Annotated in this window: 30 protein-coding genes and 2 pseudogenes; 18 read left to right on the forward strand and 14 right to left on the reverse strand. The window is 65.4% G+C overall.

Annotation, left to right across the window (positions count from 1 at the left end; translation table 11 throughout):
• Nucleotides 1-15 precede the first annotated feature (15 nt).
• Nucleotides 16-315, reverse strand: a complete 300-nt coding sequence (locus ACQPYR_RS14340; RefSeq protein ID WP_063038619.1) for a hypothetical protein — start codon at nt 313-315, stop codon at nt 16-18.
• 567 nt (nt 316-882) lie between these two features.
• Here ACQPYR_RS14340 and ACQPYR_RS14345 point away from each other — a divergent pair.
• A complete protein-coding gene (locus tag ACQPYR_RS14345) occupies nt 883-1587 on the forward strand; it encodes a DUF5995 family protein (protein WP_433632291.1) in 705 nt (234 codons plus the stop codon).
• A gap of 156 nt (nt 1588-1743) precedes the next feature.
• On the opposite strand, the gene ACQPYR_RS14350 is transcribed toward ACQPYR_RS14345, so the two are convergent.
• Nucleotides 1744-2052 (reverse strand): hypothetical protein, encoded by a 309-nt coding sequence (locus ACQPYR_RS14350; RefSeq protein WP_433632293.1) that lies wholly within the window; start codon nt 2050-2052, stop codon nt 1744-1746.
• A gap of 447 nt (nt 2053-2499) precedes the next feature.
• On the opposite strand from ACQPYR_RS14350, the gene ACQPYR_RS14355 reads away from it, so the two are divergent.
• Nucleotides 2500-2901: a hypothetical protein gene (locus tag ACQPYR_RS14355; RefSeq protein WP_433632296.1), complete on the forward strand. Its 402-nt coding sequence runs from the start codon at nt 2500-2502 to the stop codon at nt 2899-2901.
• Nucleotides 2898-5384 (forward strand): ATP-binding protein, encoded by a 2487-nt coding sequence (locus ACQPYR_RS14360; RefSeq protein ID WP_433632299.1) that lies wholly within the window; start codon nt 2898-2900, stop codon nt 5382-5384. The genes ACQPYR_RS14355 and ACQPYR_RS14360 overlap by 4 nt, the downstream gene beginning before the upstream one ends.
• A 511-nt stretch (nt 5385-5895) precedes the next feature.
• On the opposite strand, the gene ACQPYR_RS14365 is transcribed toward ACQPYR_RS14360, so the two are convergent.
• Nucleotides 5896-6624 (reverse strand): alpha/beta fold hydrolase, encoded by a 729-nt coding sequence (locus ACQPYR_RS14365; RefSeq protein WP_433632301.1) that lies wholly within the window; start codon nt 6622-6624, stop codon nt 5896-5898.
• A gap of 150 nt (nt 6625-6774) precedes the next feature.
• On the opposite strand from ACQPYR_RS14365, the gene ACQPYR_RS14370 reads away from it, so the two are divergent.
• Nucleotides 6775-7164 carry a winged helix-turn-helix transcriptional regulator gene (locus tag ACQPYR_RS14370; protein ID WP_433632303.1) on the forward strand — a complete coding sequence of 130 codons (390 nt, stop codon included), beginning with the start codon at nt 6775-6777 and terminating at the stop codon, nt 7162-7164.
• Nucleotides 7165-7356: 192 nt separating this feature from the next.
• Here the strand turns inward: ACQPYR_RS14370 and ACQPYR_RS14375 are convergent, their stop codons facing one another.
• Entirely contained in the window at nt 7357-7806 is a 450-nt protein-coding gene (locus ACQPYR_RS14375) for an FAD-dependent monooxygenase (RefSeq protein ID WP_433632305.1), read from the reverse strand.
• A gap of 10 nt (nt 7807-7816) precedes the next feature.
• Here ACQPYR_RS14375 and ACQPYR_RS14380 point away from each other — a divergent pair, with 10 nt between their 5' ends.
• The 7 genes from ACQPYR_RS14380 (at nt 7817) to ACQPYR_RS14410 (ending at nt 11743) form a co-directional block, all read left to right on the forward strand.
• The gene (locus ACQPYR_RS14380) at nt 7817-8065 is read left to right on the forward strand and encodes a hypothetical protein (protein ID WP_433632307.1); all 249 of its coding nucleotides are present in this window, start codon (nt 7817-7819) and stop codon (nt 8063-8065) included.
• 263 nt (nt 8066-8328) lie between these two features.
• Nucleotides 8329-8646, forward strand: a complete 318-nt coding sequence (locus ACQPYR_RS14385; RefSeq protein WP_433632309.1) for a hypothetical protein — start codon at nt 8329-8331, stop codon at nt 8644-8646.
• Complete coding sequence (locus ACQPYR_RS14390) at nt 8646-9068, forward strand: low affinity iron permease family protein (RefSeq protein WP_433632312.1); 423 nt, start codon at nt 8646-8648, stop codon at nt 9066-9068. The genes ACQPYR_RS14385 and ACQPYR_RS14390 overlap by 1 nt, the downstream gene beginning before the upstream one ends.
• Before the next feature lie 156 nt (nt 9069-9224).
• Nucleotides 9225-9611 (forward strand): hypothetical protein, encoded by a 387-nt coding sequence (locus ACQPYR_RS14395; RefSeq protein WP_433632314.1) that lies wholly within the window; start codon nt 9225-9227, stop codon nt 9609-9611.
• 237 nt (nt 9612-9848) lie between these two features.
• The gene (locus ACQPYR_RS14400) at nt 9849-10268 is read left to right on the forward strand and encodes a hypothetical protein (protein WP_433632317.1); all 420 of its coding nucleotides are present in this window, start codon (nt 9849-9851) and stop codon (nt 10266-10268) included.
• A 94-nt stretch (nt 10269-10362) separates the two neighbouring features.
• The gene (locus tag ACQPYR_RS14405; protein WP_433632319.1) at nt 10363-10509 is read left to right on the forward strand and encodes a hypothetical protein; all 147 of its coding nucleotides are present in this window, start codon (nt 10363-10365) and stop codon (nt 10507-10509) included.
• 166 nt (nt 10510-10675) lie between these two features.
• Nucleotides 10676-11743 carry an NAD-dependent epimerase/dehydratase family protein gene (locus ACQPYR_RS14410; RefSeq protein WP_433632322.1) on the forward strand — a complete coding sequence of 356 codons (1068 nt, stop codon included), beginning with the start codon at nt 10676-10678 and terminating at the stop codon, nt 11741-11743.
• Between the two features lie 284 nt (nt 11744-12027).
• Here ACQPYR_RS14410 and ACQPYR_RS14415 read toward each other — a convergent pair whose 3' ends face one another.
• The 4 genes from ACQPYR_RS14415 to ACQPYR_RS14430 form a co-directional block, all read right to left on the reverse strand.
• Nucleotides 12028-12387, reverse strand: coding sequence for a hypothetical protein (locus tag ACQPYR_RS14415; RefSeq protein WP_433632324.1), 360 nt, complete (start codon nt 12385-12387; stop codon nt 12028-12030).
• Entirely contained in the window at nt 12374-12583 is a 210-nt protein-coding gene (locus ACQPYR_RS14420; RefSeq protein WP_433635129.1) for a 3-hydroxyacyl-CoA dehydrogenase NAD-binding domain-containing protein, read from the reverse strand. The genes ACQPYR_RS14415 and ACQPYR_RS14420 overlap by 14 nt, the downstream gene beginning before the upstream one ends.
• Nucleotides 12543-12881, reverse strand: a complete 339-nt coding sequence (locus ACQPYR_RS14425; RefSeq protein ID WP_433632327.1) for an ABC transporter permease subunit — start codon at nt 12879-12881, stop codon at nt 12543-12545. The genes ACQPYR_RS14420 and ACQPYR_RS14425 overlap by 41 nt, the downstream gene beginning before the upstream one ends.
• Before the next feature lie 113 nt (nt 12882-12994).
• The gene (locus ACQPYR_RS14430) at nt 12995-13618 is read right to left on the reverse strand and encodes a TetR/AcrR family transcriptional regulator (protein WP_433632329.1); all 624 of its coding nucleotides are present in this window, start codon (nt 13616-13618) and stop codon (nt 12995-12997) included.
• Nucleotides 13619-13806: 188 nt separating this feature from the next.
• Between ACQPYR_RS14430 and ACQPYR_RS14435 the strand changes: the two genes are divergently transcribed.
• The 4 genes and pseudogenes from ACQPYR_RS14435 to ACQPYR_RS14450 form a co-directional block, all read left to right on the forward strand.
• Nucleotides 13807-14622 carry an oxidoreductase gene (locus ACQPYR_RS14435; protein ID WP_433632332.1) on the forward strand — a complete coding sequence of 272 codons (816 nt, stop codon included), beginning with the start codon at nt 13807-13809 and terminating at the stop codon, nt 14620-14622.
• Between the two features lie 318 nt (nt 14623-14940).
• Nucleotides 14941-15936 carry an NAD(P)/FAD-dependent oxidoreductase gene (locus tag ACQPYR_RS14440; RefSeq protein ID WP_433632335.1) on the forward strand — a complete coding sequence of 332 codons (996 nt, stop codon included), beginning with the start codon at nt 14941-14943 and terminating at the stop codon, nt 15934-15936.
• Nucleotides 15937-16070: 134 nt separating this feature from the next.
• Nucleotides 16071-17570, forward strand: coding sequence for an MFS transporter (locus ACQPYR_RS14445; RefSeq protein ID WP_433632338.1), 1500 nt, complete (start codon nt 16071-16073; stop codon nt 17568-17570).
• Nucleotides 17571-17722: 152 nt separating this feature from the next.
• Nucleotides 17723-18095 (forward strand): annotated as a pseudogene (locus ACQPYR_RS14450) (cytochrome P450); the annotation flags it as partial.
• 280 nt (nt 18096-18375) lie between these two features.
• On the opposite strand, the pseudogene ACQPYR_RS14455 reads toward ACQPYR_RS14450, so the two are convergent.
• The 5 genes and pseudogenes from ACQPYR_RS14455 to ACQPYR_RS14475 form a co-directional block, all read right to left on the reverse strand.
• A pseudogene (locus ACQPYR_RS14455) lies at nt 18376-18513 on the reverse strand (TIGR03564 family F420-dependent LLM class oxidoreductase); the annotation flags it as partial.
• A gap of 79 nt (nt 18514-18592) precedes the next feature.
• Nucleotides 18593-19495: an NADP-dependent oxidoreductase gene (locus tag ACQPYR_RS14460; RefSeq protein WP_433632341.1), complete on the reverse strand. Its 903-nt coding sequence runs from the start codon at nt 19493-19495 to the stop codon at nt 18593-18595.
• Nucleotides 19496-19747: 252 nt separating this feature from the next.
• Entirely contained in the window at nt 19748-20350 is a 603-nt protein-coding gene (locus ACQPYR_RS14465) for a nuclear transport factor 2 family protein (RefSeq protein ID WP_433632344.1), read from the reverse strand.
• On the reverse strand, nt 20347-20706 hold the full coding sequence (locus tag ACQPYR_RS14470; RefSeq protein WP_433632346.1) for a TauD/TfdA family dioxygenase: 360 nt from the start codon (nt 20704-20706) through the stop codon (nt 20347-20349). Before ACQPYR_RS14470 ends, ACQPYR_RS14465 begins: the two co-directional genes overlap by 4 nt.
• Nucleotides 20707-21198: 492 nt before the next feature.
• Entirely contained in the window at nt 21199-22695 is a 1497-nt protein-coding gene (locus ACQPYR_RS14475) for a glycosyl hydrolase family 79 C-terminal domain-containing protein (RefSeq protein ID WP_433632349.1), read from the reverse strand.
• A 411-nt stretch (nt 22696-23106) separates the two neighbouring features.
• Between ACQPYR_RS14475 and ACQPYR_RS14480 the strand changes: the two genes are divergently transcribed.
• Nucleotides 23107-23526: a MarR family transcriptional regulator gene (locus ACQPYR_RS14480; protein ID WP_433632352.1), complete on the forward strand. Its 420-nt coding sequence runs from the start codon at nt 23107-23109 to the stop codon at nt 23524-23526.
• A 169-nt stretch (nt 23527-23695) separates the two neighbouring features.
• Here the strand turns inward: ACQPYR_RS14480 and ACQPYR_RS14485 are convergent, their stop codons facing one another.
• Nucleotides 23696-23962 (reverse strand): helix-turn-helix domain-containing protein, encoded by a 267-nt coding sequence (locus ACQPYR_RS14485; RefSeq protein WP_433632355.1) that lies wholly within the window; start codon nt 23960-23962, stop codon nt 23696-23698.
• Between the two features lie 392 nt (nt 23963-24354).
• On the opposite strand from ACQPYR_RS14485, the gene ACQPYR_RS14490 reads away from it, so the two are divergent.
• Together ACQPYR_RS14490 and ACQPYR_RS14495 are read left to right on the forward strand one after the other, a co-directional pair.
• Nucleotides 24355-25035 carry a phosphotransferase gene (locus tag ACQPYR_RS14490; protein WP_433632357.1) on the forward strand — a complete coding sequence of 227 codons (681 nt, stop codon included), beginning with the start codon at nt 24355-24357 and terminating at the stop codon, nt 25033-25035.
• The gene (locus tag ACQPYR_RS14495) at nt 24993-25475 is read left to right on the forward strand and encodes a TetR/AcrR family transcriptional regulator (RefSeq protein WP_433632360.1); all 483 of its coding nucleotides are present in this window, start codon (nt 24993-24995) and stop codon (nt 25473-25475) included. Before ACQPYR_RS14490 ends, ACQPYR_RS14495 begins: the two co-directional genes overlap by 43 nt.
• Nucleotides 25476-25495 lie beyond the last annotated feature (20 nt).

A 25495-nucleotide genomic window follows, 5' to 3' on the forward strand; every position in this document is an offset into this window, starting at 1 on the left:
ATTCCCCGAGCCGGACTACCGGCCGGTCGTGCTTTGGTCCTGCTGGGCGAGGACGAAGGTGCCCTGGCCGTTCGGGTCCAGTTCGGTATCGAGGATCTTGTCGTCCAGGAAGGCGGCGGCCTGCTCGTCCAGGAAGATCCGCGACCCTTCCGCGGTCAGGACCTGGTCCTGCTCGGCCGGCCCCGCGGCGATCGCGAGCGACATCGTCTCTGCGCCATCCGTCGTGGAGATTCGCAGCCCGGCATCCGTCGGCGTGCCGTCTGCGGAGGTGATGGTGCGAACTGCCTCGATGGCATTGGGGGTGAGCATCAGCATGTGTCTGGTTCCTTCCGCTGTCGTGGCAGTCGGCCGAGGTAAGCGGCGGACTGCATGCCCCGCGGGCTAGTCTCCAGCCCCGATCATGAGCCGGCGGCGTCCTCGGCACCGGCGTCCTCCTAGCTGTAACCATGATCTGGCTCGCGCAAACTACCTTTTTCCGAGCGGTCGAAACCGATCTCACGGCCCACACGCGAAAATCTTTACTTACTCTCCAGTCAACTTACTTCTGAGTTACCTTACCGGGCAGTAATGTCGGTGCGGGCTGGAAGATCACCGACGTCGGCACCGATCATCCGGTGAACACCACAACGAAATGAGTACCGACACCCGTTCGACCGTCGCGAAGCGATTCCATGATGTTTGTCCGAAGTAATCCGTTGCTGCTCATGGTCGTTCGCCCAGCGATACCGTGATAGGTGGAAGGGTTCGGTCAGGCCCAGCGAGAAGCCGGTGCAAACCAACAAATCTCAGCAAACTACAAGCGAGGGGCGGATCAACCCTCCAGGACCTATTCAACGTGCCGGCAGCAACTCCGCCGTGCCGAGGACTGCAGAGGAGGAGATCGTGACAACGGTTCAAATTCCCGGTCCCGTCGCCGAGGTCATCCGGCGAATGCACGACATCAAGGACGAGCTCGATCCGCGCGACGGCGTCGCGTGCTTCAACAACATGTATTTGCGCGTCACCGAATTGGTCGGTCAACAGATCACCGCGGGATTCTTCGCCGACCCCGAATTCGTCGAACATCTCGATGTGGAGTTCGCGCAGCTGTATTTCGATGCGGTCGACGCCGACAAGGACGGCAGGTGGCCGAATCCGGTCTGGCAGCCGGTCTTCGATTCCCGGTCCAACCGCACCGTCTGGCCACTGCAGTTCGCGTTGGCGGGCATGAATGCCCACATCAACCACGATTTGCCGATGGCAGTTGTGATGACCTGCAAGGAGCGGTCCACCACACCCGACACCAAACCGGTGCACGCCGACTATCTGAAGGTCAATGAGCTGCTGGCCAGGGTCGAGGCCGAGGTCCGCGCGGAATACGAGCCCCAGTTGCTCCGGCTGACCACCAAGGATGCCGAGACACTGAAGCACATCCTGTGCAGCTTCAGCATCGCCCACGCCAGGGACGCCGCCTGGGCCACGACACAGGCGCTCTGGATGCAACGTAACAACAGCATGCTCCGCCGTATGACCGAGCGCGGACTCGAAGAAGGCGTCGGCGCCACGGGACGGCTGCTCCTCACACCCGTAGTCCGGCCGCCGAAGTAGGCCTCAGCTTGTTCCTTGTCGGCCGGTTCGAAACCGGCTGGCTCGGTTGATATTTCGCAGAACGAGCAGCCAGCCGTAGCGCGGATTGCGGTGGAGTCCCGCATCAAGGCTCCACCGCAATCTCAGCTGACGATCCCCACCGTCCCCGTCGTCTGCTCAGAACGTGCCGGCCGTTGGCACCGGCTGGAAGAAATTCATACTTGTCGGCGGTCCCGGAATCCCGGCCGCCTGGGTTACCCGGGCGATCTTGGGGTTGTTGTCGAAGAACTTGCGGAACGATTCTTCACTCTCCCATTCATCGATGACGACGATCTCTCCGTCGCCCTCCAGGAATCGATGGTGGAGTCCGCCCATGTTTTTCGCATCCTGGGTGATCTCCTGCAACAGATCCCGGTTGGAATCAAGAGACTGCTTGGCTGCGGACAAGTCGTCGGTCTTGAAATGCAACTCTACGACGACAGCCATTATCGGCCTCCTCGGGTCGTCTTCAGAAGCTTTCTCGGACTGTCGAATCATACTGCTGTCGGGTCTCGGCCGTGACCGAAGCGCCACCGTCGTCGAGACCGTGAGATGCCGCGAGAGGGTCTGTCTCGAATGTCCGGAGGGCGTATCGCAGCTCAGTTCCGCTGCTCCGGTAATCATCTCGATTCGTTCGTGGACTTGCTTCTGAACAATTGTCGCAATTGCCGATGCTGCTCCTCAGGTAATCGAGTACATGGGGATCTCGTCGGTGTTCGGCCGCAAATGGGCGAAGTTTGTGTGTGTGCCATGGAGACCGGACACGTCATGGCGTCCGGGGATTTACACCACGACCCGGTCCTTGCCTTTGTCGGCGATACGCTGAGCATTGGCGAAAGGTAAGCGCATGGTGCCCGGTGACCGAAGACATGTCGGTGGGATCGTACTCGGCCGATGACTCAGGACGATCCGCTTCGCACGCACCATGAGGTGGCAACGACCATCATGGCGCAGTTGGCCGCGGCCGGTTTCGAGGATGCGGTGGAGATCGACCGCGGCGGTTTCGGGATGGCCCACATCGCCGGTGGATTCCAAACGGCTGCAGGCATTGTCACCGAATCACCGGCATTCACTGTCCCGGACGTGCTGGACGGGAATGCGCCGACGGCGGCGGCCGTGGACGTGCACAGGCTCGGCGCGACCCTGTTCTGCACGCTGACCGGCCATGCCGCGTTCCAGCGTGGTAGGGGTGAGAACATGGTGACACCGTTTCTGCGGATCACCGCTCAACCGATGCCGGACCTCCGCGACAGTGGTATCCCCGACGATGTGTCGGTGGTGTGGAGACTGCGATGAGCCGCGACCCTGACGAACGCCCTTCTGCGGCGGGCCTGAACGAGAGCAGTAGACAGGTGCGGCAGCGCCATGGTTTCTCGGTTGGTGAGGCGGGCCGGCAGTCGGATTCGATTGGCGAGTATCGGCACCGCGAGCCATCGATGGAGGGACGACGCTCGCCGGCAGCGGGCGCTGAGGACAGTGGTGGCAATCTGCCGTTCGAGCTGACCAGTTTTGTCGGCCGACGCAGCGAGTTGTCGGCGGTAAAAAATCTGCTGTCCACGTCCCGGCTGATCACCTTCACCGGAGTGGGGGGCGTCGGCAAGACGCGGCTCGCGCTGCGGGCCGCATCGCAAGCGCGGCGGGATTTCGCCGACGGGGTGTGGTTGGTCGAACTGGCCGAGGTCTCCGATGCCGCGCTGCTGGTCGACGTCGTGGCGGCTACCCTGGGTTTGCGGGACGCGGCGCCCGGCCCTTTGCGCGATGTTCTGGTCAAGTTTCTGACCGCGCGGGAAATATTGCTCGTTCTCGACAACTGCGAGCACATGGTGGAGGCCGTGGCGAAGTTGGCCGAGGCGTTGCTGCGGACGTGCCCGGAGCTGCGGATTCTCGCCACCAGCCGGGAAGCGTTGAATATCGCGGGGGAGGCGGTGCTGCGGGTGGCGCCGTTGACGGTCCCGGATCAGGACCGGGAGCCGACGCTGACGAGGCTGCCCCGTTTCGATGCGGTGACGCTGTTCGCCGATCGCGCCGCGGCAGCCGTGCCGGGCTTCGAACTCGACGAGCACAACAAGGCTGCCGTGACCCGGATTTGCGCGCGGCTGGATGGGTTGCCGCTGGCGATCGAACTGGCGGCGGCTCGGATGCGTGCGATGTCCTCCGAGCAGATTCTGCAACGTCTCGATGATCGGTACGCGCTGCTCACGCGTGGCAGTCGTACCGCGCCGACCCGACAGCAGACGCTGCGATGGTGTGTCGACTGGGGCTATGAGTTGTGTGCCCCGGCCGAGCAGCGGCTGTGGGCCTGGTTGTCGGTGTTCGCCATGGGTTGCGAACTCGACGCCGTGGAACAGGTATGCGGTATCGGCCTGGCACCGGACAGCTCGCTCGATGTGCTGTCCGCCCTCGTGGACAAGTCGATTCTGATCCGGGAGGAGTCCGACACCATCGTCCGATTCCGAATGCTCGAGACAATGCGTGACTACGGTAGGCAAAAGCTGCGAGAGTCCGGCGAAGACGAGGAGCTGCGCCGACGGCACCGCGACTGGTACCAGCAATTGGCGCTGGACGCCCAGGCCGGGTGGATCAGTGACCAGCAGCCCTACTGGATCGCCCGCCTCGAGCGCGAACTCCCCAACCTGCGCGACGCGCTCGAATCCTGTCTTTCCGAGGACACCGACGAGGCGGCCGCGGCCGGGCTGCGAATCGCCGCCGCGCTGCACGAATTCTGGATCCTTCGCGGAATGTACGGGGAAGGCCGAATCTGGCTCGATCGCGTACTCGCCCACCCCGGCGCGCAATCGATTCCCGACCGCATCGGTGCGCTACGCGCTGCCTGCGAGGTTGCCGCGCCACAGGGTGATTTCCGAGCCACCGCCGCCCTTCTGGAGGAGGGGCGATTGCTCGCCCAACAGGCAGCTACCCCCGCCATCCAGGGACAGCTCGCCTACGCTGCCGGCGTCACCGCACTCGCCAGCGGCGCAGCGGCCGACGCATCCTCCTCCCTTGAACGAGCTGTCGACCTGCTCGGCTCGAACCAGACCGAAGAGCTCTACGTCAGTGCTCTGACCATCCTCGCCTGGTCATACGAACTGCGCGGCCACATGGTCCAGGCGACCGAGCATTACCGCCGAGTACTTACCATCACCGAAGCGCAAGGCGAATTGCTCTATCGCTCTGCCGCGTTGCGCGGCTTGGGCGTTTCGGCATGGCTGCAAGGCGAACGGGACCGCGCCCAAGGGTTGCTCGAGGCGGCATTGCGAATCAACCGACGGCCGAATAGTCCGGTGTTCACCGCATTCAGCCTCGAGGCGCTGGCCTGGACTACCGCCGACCAGGGCGATCCCGAGCGCGCGGCCGTGCTGATGGGGGCAGCCCAGGGAAAATGGCTGGTGGGCAGCAGTGTGCGGGCGGTTCTGCGAAGCATGTCGCGCTTTCACGAGGAATGCGAGGGGACAACACGTCAAACCCTCGGTGCTCGCAGATTCGATGGTGCTTTTCGGCAAGGCCGGGAGATGAGTATGGATGCCGCTATTGCCTATGCGCTCGGGGAACAACCCGCCGATGTGGCCTCCGCGTCGGACACCTCCGCGAAATTGACCAAACGCGAGCGCCAGGTCGCCGCCCTCATCGCCCAAGGACTCACCAACAAGCAAATCGCAGCCGAGCTGGTGATCGCGCAACGCACTGCCGAAGGTCATGTCGAACATATCCTGACCAAACTCGGATTCAGCTCCCGCGCTCAGATCGCGGCTTGGACAGCGGACCAAACCGACGAACACTGATCGGGTCAGGTAACCAGACACCGCGTCCGCGTCTACAAAAACTGCCGCGGCGCCTCCGCGTCCTCCACCGCTCCGCTCGACGGATCATTCGGATTTGCTGAGATCAATTGCTGCGAGCACCGAGACACCGTGCGATACAGCCGAAGACGCTGCTGTGTGCCGCATCTCGTTGCGGTGTGATTCCGCGAATGTCAGCGGCCGCAGCTCGGCGTGCTGCGGCTGGTGTCCGGAGGGGTATCGACCAGTACGCCAACCTCCTGCAACACCGAAAACTGCTGGTCATCGAACGGCAAAGCCGCAGTTCAACGGCCTGCGGCTTTGTTGTGTTCGTGTGGTTATCCGAACCATTTCCGTGCTGCGGCGTGCACAGCCCGGGGCAGAGCGGCATGTCGTGCAAAGCTCCCGGATGGGTTGGTGGCTGTCTGCCTGGCTATACCTGGAACGAGTGCGCGCTCCTTCCGATGACTGGAGTTCGGCCCCGCCTATCGGCCAGCTCGTTGACAATCAGTTGCTAACGGCCGAGCTCGAGCAGCAGTTCGCTGAGTTCGGTTGGCATGGTGATCATGCAGTCGTGGCCGGTCGGCAACTCCCATACCTGTGCAGCGGAACCGTTGGGCTGTATCGCGGGAACGACTCGCCGGGTGATGCCCGCCGGAGTGGCGCCGACGCAGTGGATGTGCGTGCGAGGGATCGCGTGCACGGCCGGATTGTCCAAGCGGGCCGGTTGCTGTAGGCAACGCACCGGCTGATCGGAGAGGATCGTGCGCAGCCAGGCGATGTCCGCCGGGTCGGTAACTCCGAACAGGCCGAAAGGCGCCGGCTGCTCGGGCAGCGGGGGAATGCGCCAACCGCTGCCCGAGGTTGTGGCGAGGTCGATCAGGTGTTGGCTCATGGGTTGGACGTCGACCGCGGTCTCGCCGTCCTCGGGGACCATCGCGTCGAGATACACCAGGTGCGCGATGCGGTCCGGAATCTCGTTGGCCGCCGAGGAGATGACCAATCCTGCGTAGCTGTGCCCCACGAGGACCACATTCGTGAGGTCCTTGTCTTTGATCAGCTCGATGACGTCGGCGACGTGGGTGTCGAGCCCCACGTCGGGGCCGAGGAGATGCGCCTTGTCGCCATAGCCGGTCAGCGATGGCGCGTGCACCTGATGCCCGGCCGATTCCAGCAGCGGTACCACTCGCTGCCAGCAGCTACCACTGTGCCAGGCGCCGTGGACCAGTAGAAAAATTGACATGATCGTCCTTTTCGACGTGCGGTAGCGCACCGACGCGGGTAGTTACTTTTCATACCTCGGTACACTTTGGGAACCGCGATCAGTGTGGTGCGCTCGACATGGATCGGGCAATAAGGCACATTTCGGTGCCCCGGTTCCCAGGAGGTAACCATGACTGCCACAGCGGGCAGGCCGCCGCAGAGCCACGACGATGCCTGCCGGACACGGGAAGTGCTCGACATCGTCGGGGACAAGTGGTCACTGCTGGTCGTGCGACACCTCAGCCAGGGGCCACGCCGGTTCAGCGAACTCAAGCGCGATACCGACGGAATCAGCCAGCGCATGCTCACCGTCACCCTGCGCGCCCTGGAACGCGACGGCATCCTGACCCGGACCGTGCGAAACGTCATGCCACCCCACGTCAGTTACGAACTCACCCCGATGGGCACGAGTCTGCGCGCAGCGGCCCTACCCCTGCTGGAGTGGAGCATTACGCACCTGGCGCACATCGACGCCGCCCGCGCCGAATACGACACACGCGCCGACGCCACGTCCACCTAGTGCGGAACCAGCTCCCGCGCGTCTTACCTCCTGTGCTGACCGACAGTGTGTCCACGCCGTCGACGGCCGCACGGGGTCGATGGAGCGCGAGCTGTTCCCGCTTCTGGCGAGTCTTCAACTCCCGCAACGCTGTTGCCACGTCGTCGGGCATCGGCAGCGATGTCACCGCTGCGGAACATCACCTTTGGACGGTCATTTCACCTCACCGTGCCCCATCACGGCGGGCTGGGTGCCGGCTACCGGCGGGACCCAGGACCACAACCGGGCGGCCTTGCGGGCGGCGACACCGCCACCGGCGAACCGGGTCAGGTTCGTCATCACTGTGTAGACGAGCGGGTTGGTGGACAGGCTGACTGCCGGAACCTGCCGGGCCATGTGCTGCACCCGCTGGCTGCGCGGTCGCCGTGTGCGGTCGAATCGGGTTAGTGCCGTGGAGATTTCGGTAGCACCGGTGAGTTCTGCGGCGAGGACCGCGGCGTCTTCGAGCGCTTGGCATGCACCCTGAGCGAGAAACGGTGTCATGGCATGGGCGGCGTCGCCCAGCAGAGCCACCCGGCCCTCGACGTATGTGCCCTCGCCCGACGGCCCGCATGCCCGCGGACGCGCTCGCGCCTGGGACGGCGGCCACCTTGGCCGCGCCACCCTAGACCGAGTGTGTGCATCGCTGCCCGCGCTGCTCAACCCGCGTGGTATCGCGCTACTGGTGCATTCGGCCCTTTGCGACGCGGATCTGACATTGTCGACGCTGCGCGCTCATGTCCTCAAAGCCTCTGTGGTGCAACGTCATTGGATTGCCTTCGGTCCGGTGCTGCGCGATCGTGCGCAGTGGCTGATCGAGACCGGATGCATGGACCACACTCAGCGATGGGAGGAACTGGTGGTCATCCGAACCGACCGTTGAACCCCGCTGGATCACCTTGTGCCACCGACGGCCCGGCCTTGGTCGCAGGTTTATCAGTTTTTCATGTCACCGCGCGCATCGCAGCTCCTCACTCGAAATCTTCAACTCGCTCTGGCCGTACCCGTGCGGGCGGCAGCGAACCAGCCGAGCGGGAGGCGTCGGCTCGGAGTCCGGTCTCGAGCATCCGGTTTCACCGCGGACGGCGCGGGTATCAGCGCGTCGAGAGCCGTATCGGCTGCTTCGCCGCATCAGCAGGAGGATCGATGGCAGATCAGCACGGACACCGACCCGCCGGCAGCGCATCATCAACCGCGCTGTCCGAACTCGGATCCACGGGCGTCATCGCCAGCCGCCGCCGCGTGATGGGGCTGCTCGAGCGTGCCAACGCGGATGCGGGGGTCCTGACACACATGCGCGCGTTGCCTCGCGAATCCCGTCCGGGCCAACGCAAACTGTCGACCGACATACCAATGCCGGTGACATCGAACGACTTCGGGATCGGGTTCAGTGCGCGCGCCGCACGATTGCCGATCGGTCGAGCGTGGCACGCCGACCGCGAGGCAGCCGCTCAGGACCGTTGATGAACGAGTACACGCGGGCTTCTTCCGGCGAGAACAGCACGATGCCCTCCGATGTCGATGGCAAGCCAGGCCTGTTCGACCGCTTCGCCAGCGGGGCCGCCGCGCTGACCTCCAAAGCGGCGTTTTTCGTATTCTGCGTGCTGATGGTGGTCCTTTGGGCACCGACGTTCGTGATCCTGCCCAGCGTGGACACCTGGCAACTGGTGATCAACACCGCGACCACCATCGTGACCTTCCTCTTGGTCGCACTGCTGCAGAACACCCAATCCCGCTCCGAGGAAGCCCTCCAACAGAAACTGAACGCCATCGCCGACGCACTCGCCGACCTCATGAACGAACTCGGCACCGACTACCCCGAACTCGGCAATCACCGCACCGAACTCATCGACGCGGTCGGACTCGAGAACCGCGAATCGGCGTAGGACGAACGCATCCGCCGAAAGCTGTTTTCGGACAAACTTTTTCATAGGAAGGCCGGAGACCATGTCCGTATCGACCGCAGTCGCACCAGCTCGCCGAGCAGCGATCAGCAGGCGCGATGGCGTCGCTGGGCGCGGGAGGAAAGGAGTGATTTTCTCATGACCGGTCAGAACAGCTCTTGGGATCCACCGCAGGACACCGGCGCGCCGGACCCCGTCGAATCCGATGGGACGGCGCTGACCGGCGCCGAGGATCTCGACGAGGACCGACTGCACGCCGACCCGCTCGAAGCGGGAATGGATCCTCCACAACAGTGGACAGGGGCCACGAAGTACGGAACGACACCGTGGGAGCAGGCCCACGACCGTGGTCTGGAAGAACGGTTGGCCGAAGAGGAACCCGAGGTAGCACCCGAGGCGCCGGCCACAGCGCGCCCCGCGGCGGTGCGGGCGGGCGAGCAAGAGGATCGAGAACCGGATGCCTATGAGCGAGATCTGGGCATCTCGGCTGATGGAACTAACACCACTGCCATACGGAATTCGTAGACGCGCGGGAGGCTGCGTCGAGCGGCGAGGCCGGTTCCTGCGGCACCTGGCCGGCGCAACCCGCTATCTGTTCGGGCTCGCTAACGTTCCGGTACCGAAACCCGTTGCCTGGAGTGCACTTAGTGACTCGGTGCGAGTCCAGCCCACGCCCCGGAAACGACCTGGCGACTTATCGGAAGAAGGCCCATGATGCGGCGAGAGTCCGGCCCCAGGGTGCGGCAGCGTAGCTCTGGCACATTGACGGTCACACTGTCGGTGCCCGGCTACCACGAATTCGCCTTCAGCGCCGACTCGATTCATGTCCCCACCGTCGATGGTGCACGCGTGATCGGGCCCGGACATCGTCGACTGGACATCGCCGTCGACGTCGGGGTGCTTATTGTGCGTGCCGGTGTGAAGGAGTGGCTGGCCGCGTTGCACGGCGGACGGCTGCGGGCCGATGACGACCAGGTTCGTCTCGTGGCTCAGACACTCGAGTTCGCCGAGCGCATCGATGTGGGCCGAGCGCGCGCAGCGCAAGCGGATGCCGCGCAGCGGCTGGAGGCCGATCGTGCGGATACCGACGCCCATGCGGCCTTGCGGCGCGCGAATCTTCGGCTGGCGGTCGCGGCCCGCGTTCACCCTGACCCGGGCTCGTGCGCTGTTTCACCGGCCTGAATCCGGACAACCCGCCTAACGGATCGGATCGACCGACGGCGTGACCATGATCGCTAGCCGCGCATCCCGGTCACCACGAAGACGGGAGAAATCCATGAGCAACCAGGACGTTGTCGCGCAACTCCGCCAAGACATCACCACAGCCGAAGATGCTGGTGATGAGCCGACTGTCGCTCGACTTCGCGCAGAACTGATGGAAGCGATGCGCCACGCAGACAAGCCTGCCGACCAAGATTGTTAATCGCCGCTGAGGATCATGGTGGCGAATGTGCTGCGCGGCTCACCGCGCACGAACAGCCGGTCTCTTGCGAACGGTCCGGGCAGGCAACCGCCACGGCGGTGCGGTGTCGTCGCCACAATGGCGGGTATGTCGCTAACGACCCTCGACGTCGAGCGAAGGAGCGGACATGCGAGTCGTAGTCGTCGGCGCGACCGGGAACGTCGGAACGAGTGTGCTGGAGGCGCTATCGGAGGAAGCGGGAGTCAGCTCGATCGTGGGGGTGGCGCGACGCGTACCGGGCAAGCCCCACGACGGCGTCGAATGGGTGCGTGCCGATGTGCGAACCGACGATCTGGAATCCTGTTTCCATAACGCCGATGTGGTAGTTCACCTGGCATGGTTGTTCCAGCCGACCCATCGCCCCCTGGTTACCTGGCGCGCGAACATCGGGGGCACGGAACGTGTGCTGCGCGCTGTGGCGGCGGCACAAGTACCCGCGTTGGTATACGCCTCCTCGGTCGGTGCGTACTCTCCGTGTCAGGACGACCGGCCGGTACCCGAAAGCTGGCCGACCGATGGCTGGCCTCCGGCCGCGTATATGCGTGAGAAGGCCTACGTGGAACGGCTTTTCGACCGATTCGAGGGCGAGAATCCAGAGCTCCGGGTGGTTCGGATGCGGCCGGCGTTCACCTTCCGCCGGGAGACAGCGAGCCAGCAGCGGCGATTGTTCGCCGGTCCACTGGTGCCGAATCGCCTGATCAGACCCGGAATCACACCGGTCCTGCCGATTCCGCGCGGGCTGCGGTTCCAGGCCGTGCACAGCCGTGACATCGGTCGCGCCTACGCACTGGCGATCAGTTCCGATGCCCGCGGTCCGTTCAACCTGGCCGCAGAGCCGGTGATCGACCGTTTGCGTCTGGCCGAGTTGTTCGGTGCCCGTGTGGTGTCGGTGCCGCCCGCGCTCGCGCGCACGGCGCTCGCGGTGGGATGGCACGCGCGAGCGCTGCCTGCGGCGCCGGAGTTGTTCGATGCGGTGATGCGCCTGCCGATTCTGGATACCGGGCGGGCCCGAGCCGAGCTGGGGCGGACACCTCGTTTCACGGCGGTGCAGGCACTCCGACAGATGTTGGCGGGTCTGCGTGCAGGCGCGGGAGAGGACACCCCACCCTTGACAGCCGACGCGGGCGGATCATGGCGGTGGCGCGAGTTCGTTTCCGGAGTCGGTGGTCGAGACCTCATCGACCAGCGCGGCTGAGACCCGGTCGCCATTGCGGCGGCTGATGCAGTATCGGTTTCGGCCGATATCGGCGGGTACGGCCTGAATGCTTGCTCTGGGTATGGAGCGATTCCGACTTTCGTCGCTCGAACCCTTCCGGCCGGTGGGCGGCGCGCAGCGAGCCCGCTCAAGGTAACGGACCGGGACGCCTACGTCACGCTAGATACGTCTGGTGCACAGGGGAATTCGGGATGACCTACGGGGCGCGAGCCCTATGGTCACGGAGGGTCCGTAGTAGTCGCAGGAGTTACGCACCCGCGACATCAGCTCGCGGAACCCATCGCGGTCGAATCCGAACCGGCCCGACACTCCCAGATCCGCGTCGACCACGACGACCTGCTCGGTGGTTCACCCAATTCGACTGCCACATCGGCCAGACCGTACTGACGCGCCGTCGACTCGGCGTGCTCGCGCACCTGTATCACCGTCGACTGCCGTACATACACCACTGCCATCCGCGACCGATGCGCCGTGGTGATCTTCACCGCCCCGTTCACACCGCCAACATGAATGGTGTTGCGCAGCAACGACTCCACCTGTTCGCCACCGCCTCGCCGCACCAGCCTGCGGCCACCGCACCTCACTCCCGGCTCCACTGAGCCGCCACCGTCAAATCCCTTCACCGCGTTCACCTTTAAGTTTGGATGCCGGAACGGGGTTGAAGAAATGCATACCGATAAAATGGGAGCAATTGTCGACTGCTGCCGACAGGTCGCCGACCGACAGTGAGCTGGTGTTGGTCGCAAGTATCGGGCGAACCGAGACTACCTGGCGGTCGTCAGCGGTCGATGCGCCGGGCCAGGTTGGACAGCGAGATATTGACCAGCAGGTAGATCACGGCGATCAGGGTGTAGACCGGAATGGCGTATTGGCCGCCGAGGTATTCCACCGCGACGCGGCCGCTGCGCAGTAGTTCGGTGTAGCCGATGATGAAGCCGAGCGAGGTTTCCTTCAGGATGGTCACCAGCTGGCTGATCAAGGCGGGCAACATGATTCGCACAGCTTGCGGTACGAGCACCAAGCGGAAGGTCTGCGAGGTCCGCAGGCCGATGGCGGCGGCCGCCTCGCGCTGGCCCTTGGGCAGGGACACGATGCCGGCGCGGAAGATCTCGCTCATGACCGCGCTGTAGGACGGGGGCGATGCGGAGTGCGCCGGCGACGGCGGATGGCGACGGCGTCGACCGCATCGACGAGCACGTCGAGTGCGACGAAAGTTCTGCCGTGCCCTTCTCAGCGGTGGTGCTGGCGAGGCAACAATGCGAACGCGCTCTCCGCAATCGAGGTCAGGCGGGCGGGACTATGGCCGAACGCGCCCACCACATCGATCCCGCGGATGATGGTCAGCAGAAGGTACGCAAGGTCGTCGGGATCCGCGTCGGGGTCGATGTCGCCGTTGCGCTGCGCCGCTCGCACACACTCGGCCACCGCCGTCGCGAGCGCGGAGAAGCAGGCTTTGGCCATGCGTTCCACCTCGGGGTCGGAGGCGCCGAGCTCCAGGGCCATCTTGGCGGCGAAGCAGGCCGCTGCCGCCCGGTCAGGGGCGGGGGGTACGTCGGCGGCGAGTGGCACTCCGTCCACGGCGCGGAGCAAGAACCTGCGTAGTCGTTCCAGGGCGCCCTCGTCCGGTCCGGCGAGCGCCGCAGGCGCAAACTGCCCCAGCCGGGCGGAGTACCCGGCCATCGCCTGCAGCATTACGCCGTGCTTGCCGTCGAACGCGGCGTAGAGGCTGCCGCGGCCCAGGCCGGTGGCGGCGCTGATGTCGTCGACGCTCGTGCCGTTGTAGCCCGCGGTGCGGAACTGCCGTTCGGCGGCATGGAGGACGTGGTCGCGGTCGAAGCTTCGTGGTCTTGCCATACCCAGAAGGTAGCGCCGTCCGCCATTCTTGACAACTTAGTACAGAACTGGGTAGGTTTCTGACAGTTCAGTACATAACCATCCTGAGCATGCCGAACCGGCTTGGTCCGGGCTTGCAGGACCAGTGCCGACCTGAGGCGACCCCGCACAGCGCACGACAAACATGCCCACAACCGGAAGGAACCAAGATGCAGACAGCTCGCCCTGTGGCCCTCGTGACGGGCGCCTCCTCCGGGATCGGGCGGGCGGCAGCGCTCGCCCTCGTGAACGCCGGCTTCGCGGTGGCCGGCACGAGCCGCAACGCGGCGAATGCCGAGCCGCTCGCGGGGGTGACGTTCCTCGATCTCGACGTGACCAGCAACGAGTCGGTCCGCTTCTTGGTCGAGGAGGTGATCGAGCGGTTCGGTCGGATCGATGTCCTGGTCAACAACGCAGGCGTGGGCGCGGTCGGCGCCGGCGAGGAGAGCTCGATCAACCAGGCCAAGGAGGTCTTCGACATCAACGTCTTCGGCCTGATGCGGATGACGAACGCAGTGCTGCCCCACATGCGCGCCCAGGGCAGTGGCCGCGTGGTCAACGTTTCCTCGGTACTCGGTCTGATCCCCGCGCCCTTCATGGCCGTCTACGCTGCCACCAAGCATGCGGTCAAGGGCTACGCCGAGTCCGTCGACCACGAGCTTCGCGAGCACGGCGTCCGGATGCTGCTGATCGAGCCGGCCTACACAAGCACGAGTTTCGAGGCGAGCAGCCTGGCACCCGACTCGCCCCTGCCGGTCTACGCCGCGCAGCGGGAGGTCGCCCGGGACGTGCTGGCCACGGCCTTGCGCAACGCCGACGACCCGGACGTTGTCGCGAAGGTGATCGTCGCGGCCTCCACCGATTCCGAGCCCAAACTCCGGTACACCGCCGGCTCGATGGCCGGACGCGTCAGCCTCCTGCGCCGGATCGTGCCCTCGCGCGCCTTCGACAACCAAATCCGCAAGCTCAACCGACTGGCCGACTGACCCCGCAGTACACCCGGCCCTTGCCTGTGAACTCCCGCCCGGCGTGCGACGCCTTCCAGGCCGGCAAGGCCCGGTCTGATCCTGGCGACGGCGAGTGTCATCGCCGTGCTGGATCTGCACATCGCGAACGTCGGGCTCTCCTACATCGGCCGCGGTGTCCACGAGTCCTCGCTGTCGAACCTGAGCTGGGCGCTCAGCGTGGGACAGCCATAGACGGTCGCCGACCACATCCTGGGCTTCCTGAACGGCGGCCCCCTCCAACCACCCACAACTCGAAGGGTTGACCGAACCATGACTGATCAGGAAAGGCAGGAGGCCATGACTATGACGACTCCTCCGTACGCGAGCGACGCACTGGCCGAGGGGACCGTCGACGTGGTGGTGATCGGCGGGGGCGCCGCGGGGCTCAACGGTGCACTGATCCTCGCCCGCTCCCGCCGCTCGGTCGTCGTGATCGACAGCGGCTCCCCGCGCAACGCGCCCGCGGAAGCGATGCACGGCTTCATCGTCTTCGACGGCACTCCGCCGTCAGAGATCCTTCGACGGGGCCGCGAGCAGGTGCGCCAGTACGGCGGACGCGTCGTGTTCGGCGAGGTGGTCTCGGCCGAGTCTGCCGCTCCGTCGGCGGACGGGGACCTGCGGTTCACCGTCACCCTGGCTGACGGCCGCAGCGTCACCGCTCGCCGCGTCCTGGTGGCCACCGGCCTGACGGATGTGCTGCCTGAGGTGCCCGGGCTCGCCGAGCACTGGGGGCACAGTGTGGTGAACTGCCCGTACTGCCACGGCTGGGAGGTACGCGATGAGCCCATCGGTATCCTCGCCACCGGACCGGCCTCCATCGGCCACGCGTTGCTGTTCCGTCAGCTGACCGAGGACCTGACCTACTTCACTCACGGCACCGACCTGGACCAGGACAGCCGCGCCCGCTTCGCCGCCCGCGGCATCCGCGTCATCGACACCCCGGTCACCGAGGTCGTCAACGACACCGGCGGTGCCCTCGCAGGGGTGCGCCTGGCCGACGGCCAGGTCGTGGCCCGCCGCGTCCTCGCGGTCGCCGCGTCGTTGCAAGCCCGCACCCAGGGCCTGGAAGGTCTGGGCCTGCCGGTGCAGGACCTGCCGAACATGGGCCGCGGTTTCGCCTCCGGCATCGCCGGCGCCACCGAGGTGCCGGGTGTGTGGGTGGCCGGCAACGCCACCGATCTGGTCGCCCAGGTCGGGCCCTCCGCAGCGGCCGGCGCGCTGGCCGGCGTCGAGATCAACAAGATGCTGGCCATCGCGGACACCGACGCGGCCCTCCAGGGATCGCCGAGGTAAGCCCCAGAGCGGCCGCACGGCGATCTCGAAGCCCCGACATCTCAGCCCGTCAACCACTCGCCTCACCCTCGCCGACTAGGAAACCGATCCGTTTCCAGACGGTTTTCAGCCATGCCCAGCAACCAAGGAGACAAATGAGTATCAGCATCGACCGCGGGGCGCCCGCCTCTGGAAAAGAAGGAACGGGCCTTCGCGGCTCCCATGCCGTGCGCTGGTGGGCGCTGGTCGTACTAGGCCTGGCACAGCTCATGGTCATGCTCGATGCGACCGTCGTGAACATCGCGCTGCCCGAGGCGCAGCGAGACCTCGGCTTCAGCGACGGCAGCCGGCAGTGGGTCATCACGGGTTACGCCCTGGCGTTCGGCAGCCTGCTGCTGCTGGGCGGCCGACTCGGTGACCTGTTGGGGCGACGTACCCTCTTCGTGATCGGCTTGGCAGGTTTCGGGGCCGCATCCGTTCTCGGCGGCTCGGCCTCCAGCTTCGAGATCCTCGTCGCGGCACGTGTGGCCCAGGGCCTCTTCGCCGCACTGCTCGCGCCCGCGGCACTCGCACTGCTCAGCGTGACCTTTACCGAACCATCGGAACGGGCGAAGGCCTTCGGTATCTTCAGCGCCCTGGGCGGCGCGGGCGGCGCGATCGGGCTGCTGCTCGGCGGCATGCTCACCGAATGGGCGTCGTGGCGCTGGGTGATGTATGTGAACGTCGCCTTCGCGGTCCCCGCCCTGATCGGTGCATTGCTACTGCTGGCCAAGCCCGTGATCACCACCAAGCCCAAACTCGACATTCCGGGCATCGTCGTGGTGAGCGCCGGACTGTTCGCGATCGTCTACGGGTTCGCGCACGTGGAATCCACCAGCTGGACCAACCCTGTCACCCTCGGCTCCATGATCGTGGGCGCAGTGCTGCTCATAGTGTTCGTATGGTTGGAGTCCAAGGTCGCGCATCCGCTGCTGCCGCTGCGAGTCGTGCTGGACCGGACCCGCAGCGGTTCGTTCGTGGCGGTGTTCGTCATCGGCATGGGGATGTTCTCGATCTTCCTGTTCCTGACCTACTACTTTGCAGCCACTCTCGGCTACTCGCCGATCAAGACCGGTCTGGCGTACCTGCCGATGGTCACAGCCGTCGTCGTTTCATCGATCACGATGCCTTCGCTGGTGCTGCCCAAGGTCGGCCCGAAGGTCGTCGTCAGTGCCAGCTTCCTGGTCGCCGCAGCCGGTATGGCCCTGCTGACCCGGCTCGAGGTGGACAGCACCTACGCCACCCACATCATGCCCGGCATGATTCTGATGGGTCTCGGCATCGGCGGGGCGATGACCACCGCGTTCCAGGGGGCGACCTCAGGCCTGCACCGCGACGACACGGGCGTCGCCTCGGCCCTGATCAACACTGGTCAGCAAATCGGCGGCTCCATCAGTACGGCGCTACTGACCACCGTTGCCACGTCGGCCACGACCGACTACCTGACTTCGCACAAGCCCAGCGCGCTGGCCGCGGCGCAGGCCGGGGTCGAGGGTTACACGGCCACCCTGGCGTGGGGCTCCGGGTTCTTCGTGCTCGGTGCGGTGATCGCGGCGTTCCTGATTCCGAATCGGGCTCTGGAGCCGTCCGAGGGCGAGCTTGTGATGGCCCACTGAGCCTGGATCCACCCTGGAGATGCTCTGCTACCTGCGATGCCTGTTGTTCTCAGGACAACGCAGGAAGCAGGGCATTTCCGGGATGATGGCCGGCCTCTACCGAACGGATGCCTCCTGCCCGCCTTTGCCGTGTGCGACAGCCCGGCCCCACCCTCGAGGAATTGCTTCGCTTCGAGCCGCCCGATCCACACGCCGCCCGGTATGTGACCGAAGATTCGGAGTTTCACGGGACGACCGTGCCGAAGGGCAGCGCTCTGCTGTTGATGCTCGCCTCGGCCAACCGGGACGAACGCAAGTTCGACGACCGGATCGGTTCGACATCCACCGCAGGGCGGGTAGCCATCTGAGCTTCGGGGTAGTGCGCATTTCTGCCTCGGCTCTCCTTTGGCCAGGCTCGAAGGACGGGACGCCCTGGACGAGGTTCTGAACCGATTCTCGGAGTGGGACATCGACATTGCCAACGCCCGCCGCTCGCGCACGTCGACCGTCCGGGGCGGGGATGCGATGCCCGCGGTGATCGGCTGACATGAGGGATCGGATTCTACGGTCGGCCCCGCCCGCGAAAACCCTTGCCAGGGCCGTTGTTCGGCGACTGTTCGGGGCGCTGGCGCGGCAGCCCGTCGGATCGAGGACGTGCTGCCGCGCCGGAATGTCGCCGGAGCTGCGGTCGAGTACTGCTCAGCAGAACATTCCGCGATAGCCGTGCGCCGGATGCCGTGGTGAGACGTGCGTCGACTCCGGCATCCTGGAACTCGGTCAGTCTGGCCGCGATGGTCTCCGGGGATCCCACCACCATTTGCTGCAGCATCGCGATCGCGGTGAGTGGATCACCGGCCACCGTGCTCGTGTACCACAGGGAGGAGAACCCGTCCGCCTCCGCGCGCTGCGCTTGGCCGACGATCTTGTCCACCGATGCACCCATGCCGGTCAATCCGATTCGCATGCCACTCTTTTCCGTCTGGGGTGTCGTCTGCCCTGATGCTGTTGTGGGGGTTTGCCCGATGACCCTTCACGGTCTGCCCTCACCATGGGGTGAGTACGAGTTTCCCTCGCACGCGGCCTGTTTCGCTGACGCGGTGGGCCTCGGCGGCCTCGCCGAGTGACATCGTCCGATCGATGTGTACGCGCACCTGTCCGGCCTCGACCAGCTTCCCGATCACGATCAGGTCCGGCCGAGATGGTCTGCCGGTGACCAGGGCGTATCGGGGATCCTCGCCGACGTCGGACTGTAGTGCGGTGATATAGCGGCCGTCGGGGCTCAATACCCGCAATGAACGCGATCCGTATTCGCCACCGACCAGGTCGAGCGCGACATCGACATCGCTGATGGCGGCGGTGAAATCCGTTGTCGTGTAATCGATCAGCTCCTCGGCGCCGAGGTCGCGCAGGAACTCGTGATTGACGCCGCGGGCGGTGCCGATCACGTGTGCGCCGCGCAGCTTGGCGAATTGCACGGCCAGGTGGCCGACCCCACCGGCGGCCGCGTGGACCAGGATTCGCTCGCCCGCACGCAATTCGGCCAGTTCGAGCGCCTGCCACGCGGTGAGCGCGGCGGTGGGCAGCGCGGCGGCCGTGGCGAGATCCAATCCTGCGGGGCACGGGGCGAGGTTGTCAGCGCGAGCTGTGACGTATTCGCTGTAGGTGCCGGTGCGGGTGTGGACCATACCGAAAACCTGGTCGCCCGTTCGGAATTCGGTGACCCCGTCGGCGACTTCGGCGATGGCGCCGGACAGATCGAAGCCGAGCGTGAAGGGAGGCTCTCCCAGAAAACCGACCAGTCCGGCGCGGAGTTTGCAGTCGACGGGGTTTACCGACGTGGCTGCCAGCCGGATGAGTACCTGGCCCTGCCGCAGCGTGGGCTGGGGGATTTCGACGGTCTCGAGAACGTCCGGGCCGCCCAGGGCCTGCTGGCTCACAGCTCTCACGTTGTGTCCTTTCTCCCGCTGGTTCGCGGTGTGGGCCGGTCGGAGTCCTTCGCGGCCGGGTCGATCGATCGGCGTTACGGGCGACGGTGTCGAACGTCTGTCGAGTTGGATGGGCGCGTCCGCTGCACGAGAGGAAACGCATTGCCCGTCAGTCGGTTCCGAATCGGCGCTGGGTCTTTCCGCACGGCCATGCAGCGCCCGCCCGGCCGCGTGCCTCTGTTGTAACTACACCGGTGCGCGTGGGCCGTACGGTCAGCTCGAGGGGCCGCTGGACGCCAGGGGCGTATCGCTCCAACGGGCCGGGGCGGGGGAGTCCGATCGAAGTGGACGTTGGTAGGACAGATCGGTGGTGTCCCGGGTGCCCTTGAGATACCCCTGTTCGGTGAAGAACCGGGACTGCACGACCCGGGCGTCGGCGGTGAACATCACCTCGACGGTGGAGCGCCGTAATGCGATGCGCCAGTGGCCGTCTCGGTGTTCGAGCCGGTCGATGTAGCGTCCGCTGATGAACTGAGCGGTACGGCCGTCGGTGCCGAGCAGCACCACGATCGAATAGCTTTCGGCGTGTGCGGTGTCCCCGTCGATTTCACAGGTGTGGGTGGTGATGTTGTGGGTGTGCACCTGCGAGGTGGCCGCATGGGCGGCATTGGCCCAGTCCGCGTAGTCGGCACCGCTGTTGGTGGCGTTGCCGTGATGGTCGACGGCGTCGGGATGGTATGCGCTGCCGATCAATTCGGCATCGTGGCGGTCGCAACCGCGTGCGTGCCGGGCGATGCAGTCGAGGATTTCTGTCCGGTCTTCCAGGTAGCGCAGCCGGCGGTGCAGCTCGGCCGGATCGTTGGTGTCGTTACTCATCTCAGGCGACCGCCTCGATACTGCGGGATTTCGAGGGTGGCGCCGTCGATGTGCCAGTGGAAGTTGCCCTGCCGGTAGGAGGCCAGCACGGCGTCGGTCTTCGACGGATCGAGGGTGATCGTCTCGATCTCACCCAGCCGATGCTCGCGGGTCCGGGACATCATCGGATCGCCCAGCAACCGAGTGAACCTCACCAGGTCCTCATCGGCGATGTGCAGGTCCCGGTAGATAAGAACCCCGTACTCGTCCAACGCCGCCCGGCATTGCTCTGCGGCGGCCGGTTCCGCCAGCTCCGCGCCGGTCACTCCCGTGATCTCGGCGCCGAACGAATCCATGGGGTGGAGGTGTAGAGGCATCGAATCCTTCTTTATTGCCTGTCTATTTGATAATGGATTTGACGCTGCAGGAGAGTTGCACTCTCACTCGGCGTGGCGGATCGAGGCTGTGACCTACCTGCTGCCGCAGCTGTCTCCTTCGCTGGTGCGCTGAAATTGCTCCGTTCGAACGGGTTTACGGACACGTCACCTGCCGCGGTCATTCCCTCCGTCGGCGGCGTTTCACGGCATTGTCGGTATCGCCGATGATTGCGCCCCCGATGTGGTTATCGGCGGTCGGTTCTGGCATGGCGCCGCCCTCGACTCCTTCACGACCCACCTGACGCTCGGGGAGGGCGACGAGGTCACCTGCCTCGTTCGTGTCACCGAGGACGAGTACCGCTGCGCCGGCCCGCGAGCTTGGCAATCAGCCGAGCGTGCGGGGTCGGCACGGTACCCGGATTCGTAACCTGCTGAGGAACAAGAGAATTCGTGTGCCGCCGCGCAGCTGGTGGCAGATCTCTGAGCCTCTTCTCAGCGTTTGTCGATGTCGACCACAACCGCGCCCGGCGCGTCGACGTCGATGCCGAGTATGCCGTCCTTCTCGGTGAGGTGTTCGGGTCGGCCGGGAGCGAAGCCGCCATCCGGTGCCACCTGGGTGCCGGCGAAGCTCACTCCTGTGGTGGCTTCCACGGAGGGACCGGACAATCGCTGCATCGTCGCCTCGTGAGTCGCACCGCCCTGGATCCGAACAGCAATGGTGCCCTTCAAGTTACGGTCGAGGTCGTCCACGACAACTCGAATCTTCTTGTCGGGCATCCGCAGAGCGTAGGCCGAAACATTCGTCTTGGTATCGGACAGTTGCACCGGCAGGAAGCGTCCGCCGCGCAGTCCCGCAAGGGCCAACCCGGCGTAATACGGAGGCTGGGCCTGCAGGCGACCACTGGCTGCGGCCTGGTCGTCGGGGAAGCACACCCAGGCATAACTGCCACAATTGTGCGGCCCCTGGTGCATATCGACGCCGGTCACTCCCTGCGCGGCTGCCATGAGCAGGTAGTCGAGGGTCCATAGTGCGGCACCGAAAGTATTTGCCACCCCGGCGTTTCCGCCGTTGGCGACACTGTTGGTCTCGGACAGATGGGGTTCGAGCCCGGCTGCTCGAGCCTGCTGGACGAAGCTCGCGACGAATTGGCGTGAATTCTCCGCGGTAGCACGCGAATCCAGATTGTCGATGGTCGGCGCCGGGTCGACACCTGGGGTGTTGACCAGTGGGTAGTAGTGCTGGTTGAGAAAGCGGGTCTGTTCACCGAAGGCGGTGATATAGGTGGATCGCCACAGCGCCGCCTCCTGTGCCAGGCCGTTGCCGCCCGGTGTGCCGTACAGCGCCGCGACCGAATCGGGACCCGCGAACTGAATGTGCGGTGCCGCGGCCGCGATCGCGGCCCGGTATGCCTTGGCCTGCGGCACATAGGTGTCCGGGGTGTAGTTCGGCTCGTTGCGGAATCTGGTGTACATGTCGGGCTCGTTACCGATCTGCACCGAACGCAGCATTGAACCCAACTCGTGCTGCGCCGCACGAGCTTCGCTCGCCGCCGCGCCTGGGTCGTAGTGGAACAGGTTGACGCCCAGGTCGATCGGCCAGCGGGTGCGCCGTGCCAGTCCACCGACGCGAGCCAGGTCGGCTGGTGTGATGACCTTGCCGGCGGCCCAGGTGGGCGGCGGCACGGCTGGGTCCGGCTGCCACGCGGTTTCGTCGACTCCGTTGGCGGAGAATCGCAAGCTGCCGCCCCCGAGGTTATCCAGTAACTGGGCGATGTTTCCGTGGTCGACGCCCAGCCACGGCTCGTGCAGCACGTTGGCCTCCCACGACAAGCCCAGGAAGTCCGCCGGAATGGTCGGCCCGCCTTCGGCATCGGCTTCGACGGTTACGGTGAGAACTGGGGAGTCGTTGTCGGCGTGGGCAATTGCCGCGCCGGATCCAACTGCGAGCACGGCCGCAGCAAGAACCGATGACAACCTGGTGAAACGCATATGATGCTCCTGAGAGCCGGTCGGCTGATGGACCACGACCCAGATGCGGCCGAGGTTCTGAACTGGGGTGAATTGGTCGTTGGGTCGCCGTCGCCTCGGGAGGTGGCGTAGTTCGGCAAAGTAAGCGTTATCGCGCCACCGGTGACGTCGGTGGGACACACTCTCGGACGGTGATTTTCATCGATCACCTCGGATCCGGCATGAGGGGCGAGGGCGTAGAGACCTGCGGCTTCGGCGTTGAAGGCTCCGGCCATGGATTCCTTGATGTTGTCGAGTCATCTGGAAATCGACCTACTGCGCTGAGAGAGCATAATTCTCTTCTTTGAAGATTGGATTTGCATTTGGTGCAGCTACCGTATCTGAGGCAGATGCATCTGTCTATGATGCATCTGCTGTTGATAGGTTCCATGGATGAACGGCAGACAGCTGCACCGGCTCGCCCTCTACCTGGCCGACATCGGGCGTCAAGCCAGCCTGGAGCCAGGCGATGTGGTGCCCGCCCCGGGCGAAATCGCGGTCTTGGACGACGTCATGGAGCACCCCGGTAGTTCGGTGCGTGAGATCACCGAGCGGACCGGGTTCGTTCAGAGTCACGTGTCGACCTCCGTGGCACGGCTGGTCGACCGGGGCCTGCTCAGCACGTCGAGCGACTCGACCGACCGCCGCCGCACCCTGGCCTATCCCACCGACATGTTGCGGCGCGCGATCGCCAGGCGCACCGCGCGCCCAGTGGATGACGCGCTGGCGGACCGACTCGGAGATGCCGCAAATGCCACCCGAGCAGTCGAACTGCTCGACGAACTGTTTCGCCTGCTGCAGCCGCCCGCTTGACAGATAAAAAGATTCGCTGGGCGAGCGGCTCTCGAGACCATGGTATGAGGACTGGCTTGCCCCGGATCTGGCCCGATACGGCCGAGTGGTGGGCCGCGCCGCTGTCGGCCAGTGACATCAGCCGTCAGTGGCGGGCCGTGCAGTCGCGGCCATGCCCCCCGCAACACCTCTACCAGCTTCGACAGACTCCACACCGGGAATGGCCAGCCCAGATCACGCGGGCAGCAACGGGCGATGGAACAGATCCGATCACGTGTCGCCTGATCGGTCTTCGCCGGCCTGCCCGCGCTCCATTTGGGTCCAGCGCATCGATCCTCTTCTCGTCGAAGTCGTGAATCACCTGCCGCACATACGATTCCGACACCTGCATCAGCTTCGTAATCAACGGCACCGGTTGATGTTGCGCCGAGGCCATCACCGCGACCGCGTGACGCATTCGCACCGGCTGCTTGCTGCGACAGCCGCCGGATCACCGATGCCGGCCTGGTCGGCTCGATGGGTACGGGCCGAGACCCGTCGACGACAACCGACGACTCGACGCCGCGCCGAGCGGCGGGGCGGCCGGAGCTGCCGAGGCGTCGGCGGCAGGCGAGTCTCACACCGCAGCTGACGAACATGCCGGTGACGGCGAGCCCGCCTGCGGGGGAGCAACCGCCGCGCTCGGCGGAGCAGGCGCGGGAGCTTGTTCGGCAATGTTCGTGTGCGTGAGTGGCTGGCGCTGCCGGAGCGGATCGCCCCGATGGCCACCGTGTACATCGGGAAGCCGGGCACCGAGCTCGCGCCGCCGCGTCGGCGTCCCGCGCGTGATGTGACTTTCCGGGAACGATTTTGGCGGACACGAGCTGGCTGGAGCACGTCGCGGATCCGAAAAGTAAAGGGCGTGCGTACTTTTCGATGCTCGATGTCCCGACTGTCCAGGGGCTCATCGACACACGTATCGACTGCCTGCCCTCTGAACTCACCTCGGCGCAGCGATGTATCGATCTGTTCTGGGGGTTCGTGGCCGCGTCGGAACTCGGCGATCAGACCTTGCTGCACGGCGATCTGCACGTCGGCAACGTGTACTTCGACGGTCCGCACGCGGCCATGTGCGACTGGCAAGTTGTCGGTCGAGGCTCGCCCGCATTCGACCTCGCCTATCTGATCGGCTCGGCGATGACCACCGATGGCCGCCGGGAATCCGAGTACGGACTGTTCGCATGGCTCACCAATCGGGAGGCGTTCCAACCGTCCGACATCATCGCCGAGGTGCCGCGGCGGTTCGCCATCGCAGTGGTCGATCTGGACACCGCGGTAGCCGTGGGCCTGCCGCACCGACCGTCCCGATACCGTCATGTACGACACATGTCGCGCAACCGCCGGGTCGAGGAGGAGTGTTGGCCGAAGCATCGGAGCCCGTCATCGAACGGGTGGACGCCCGGATCCTGCGTACCCGGGAGAGCCTCCGGGCCGCCGTCCTCGAACTCGTGGCCGAACGTGACTGGTCCGAGATCTCGATTGTCGATCTGACTCGGCGGGCGCGAGTCAGCCGGCCGACGTTCTATCTCCACTACTCGTCGTTGGACGAACTCGCCGCGGACGCGCTGATCGAGCGCCTCCGCGAATCCGCTGGCAGTGCCGGAGACACGACCGTCGCGGAAGAATCGGTCCCGGAGTGGCTCGTGGGTTTCCTCGGGGAAGTCAATGCGAACCGCGTGGTGTATCGGCGGCTGGTCGGTGCCCGCAGTATCGCCGGCATCGCGCGCGAGATGGTGGCCGCGAAGCTCGTGGAGCGGATCGTTCAATCACAGGCCGCGGCTCCGGATGCCGAGGAGTTCGCCCAATTCCTCGCCGGGGGGATTCTCGGGTTCCTGGCCTACTGGCTGAGATCGGACGAGACCGCGACGGCGGAGGCGGTATCGTCCGCCGCGCAGCGGCTCTGGGCGATGATTCGCGGGATGTTCGTCTGATCCGAAACCGGTGCGGTCAC

It is taken from the genome of Nocardia sp. CA-120079, assembly GCF_050955745.1.
Classification (GTDB): Bacteria; Actinomycetota; Actinomycetes; order Mycobacteriales; family Mycobacteriaceae; genus Nocardia.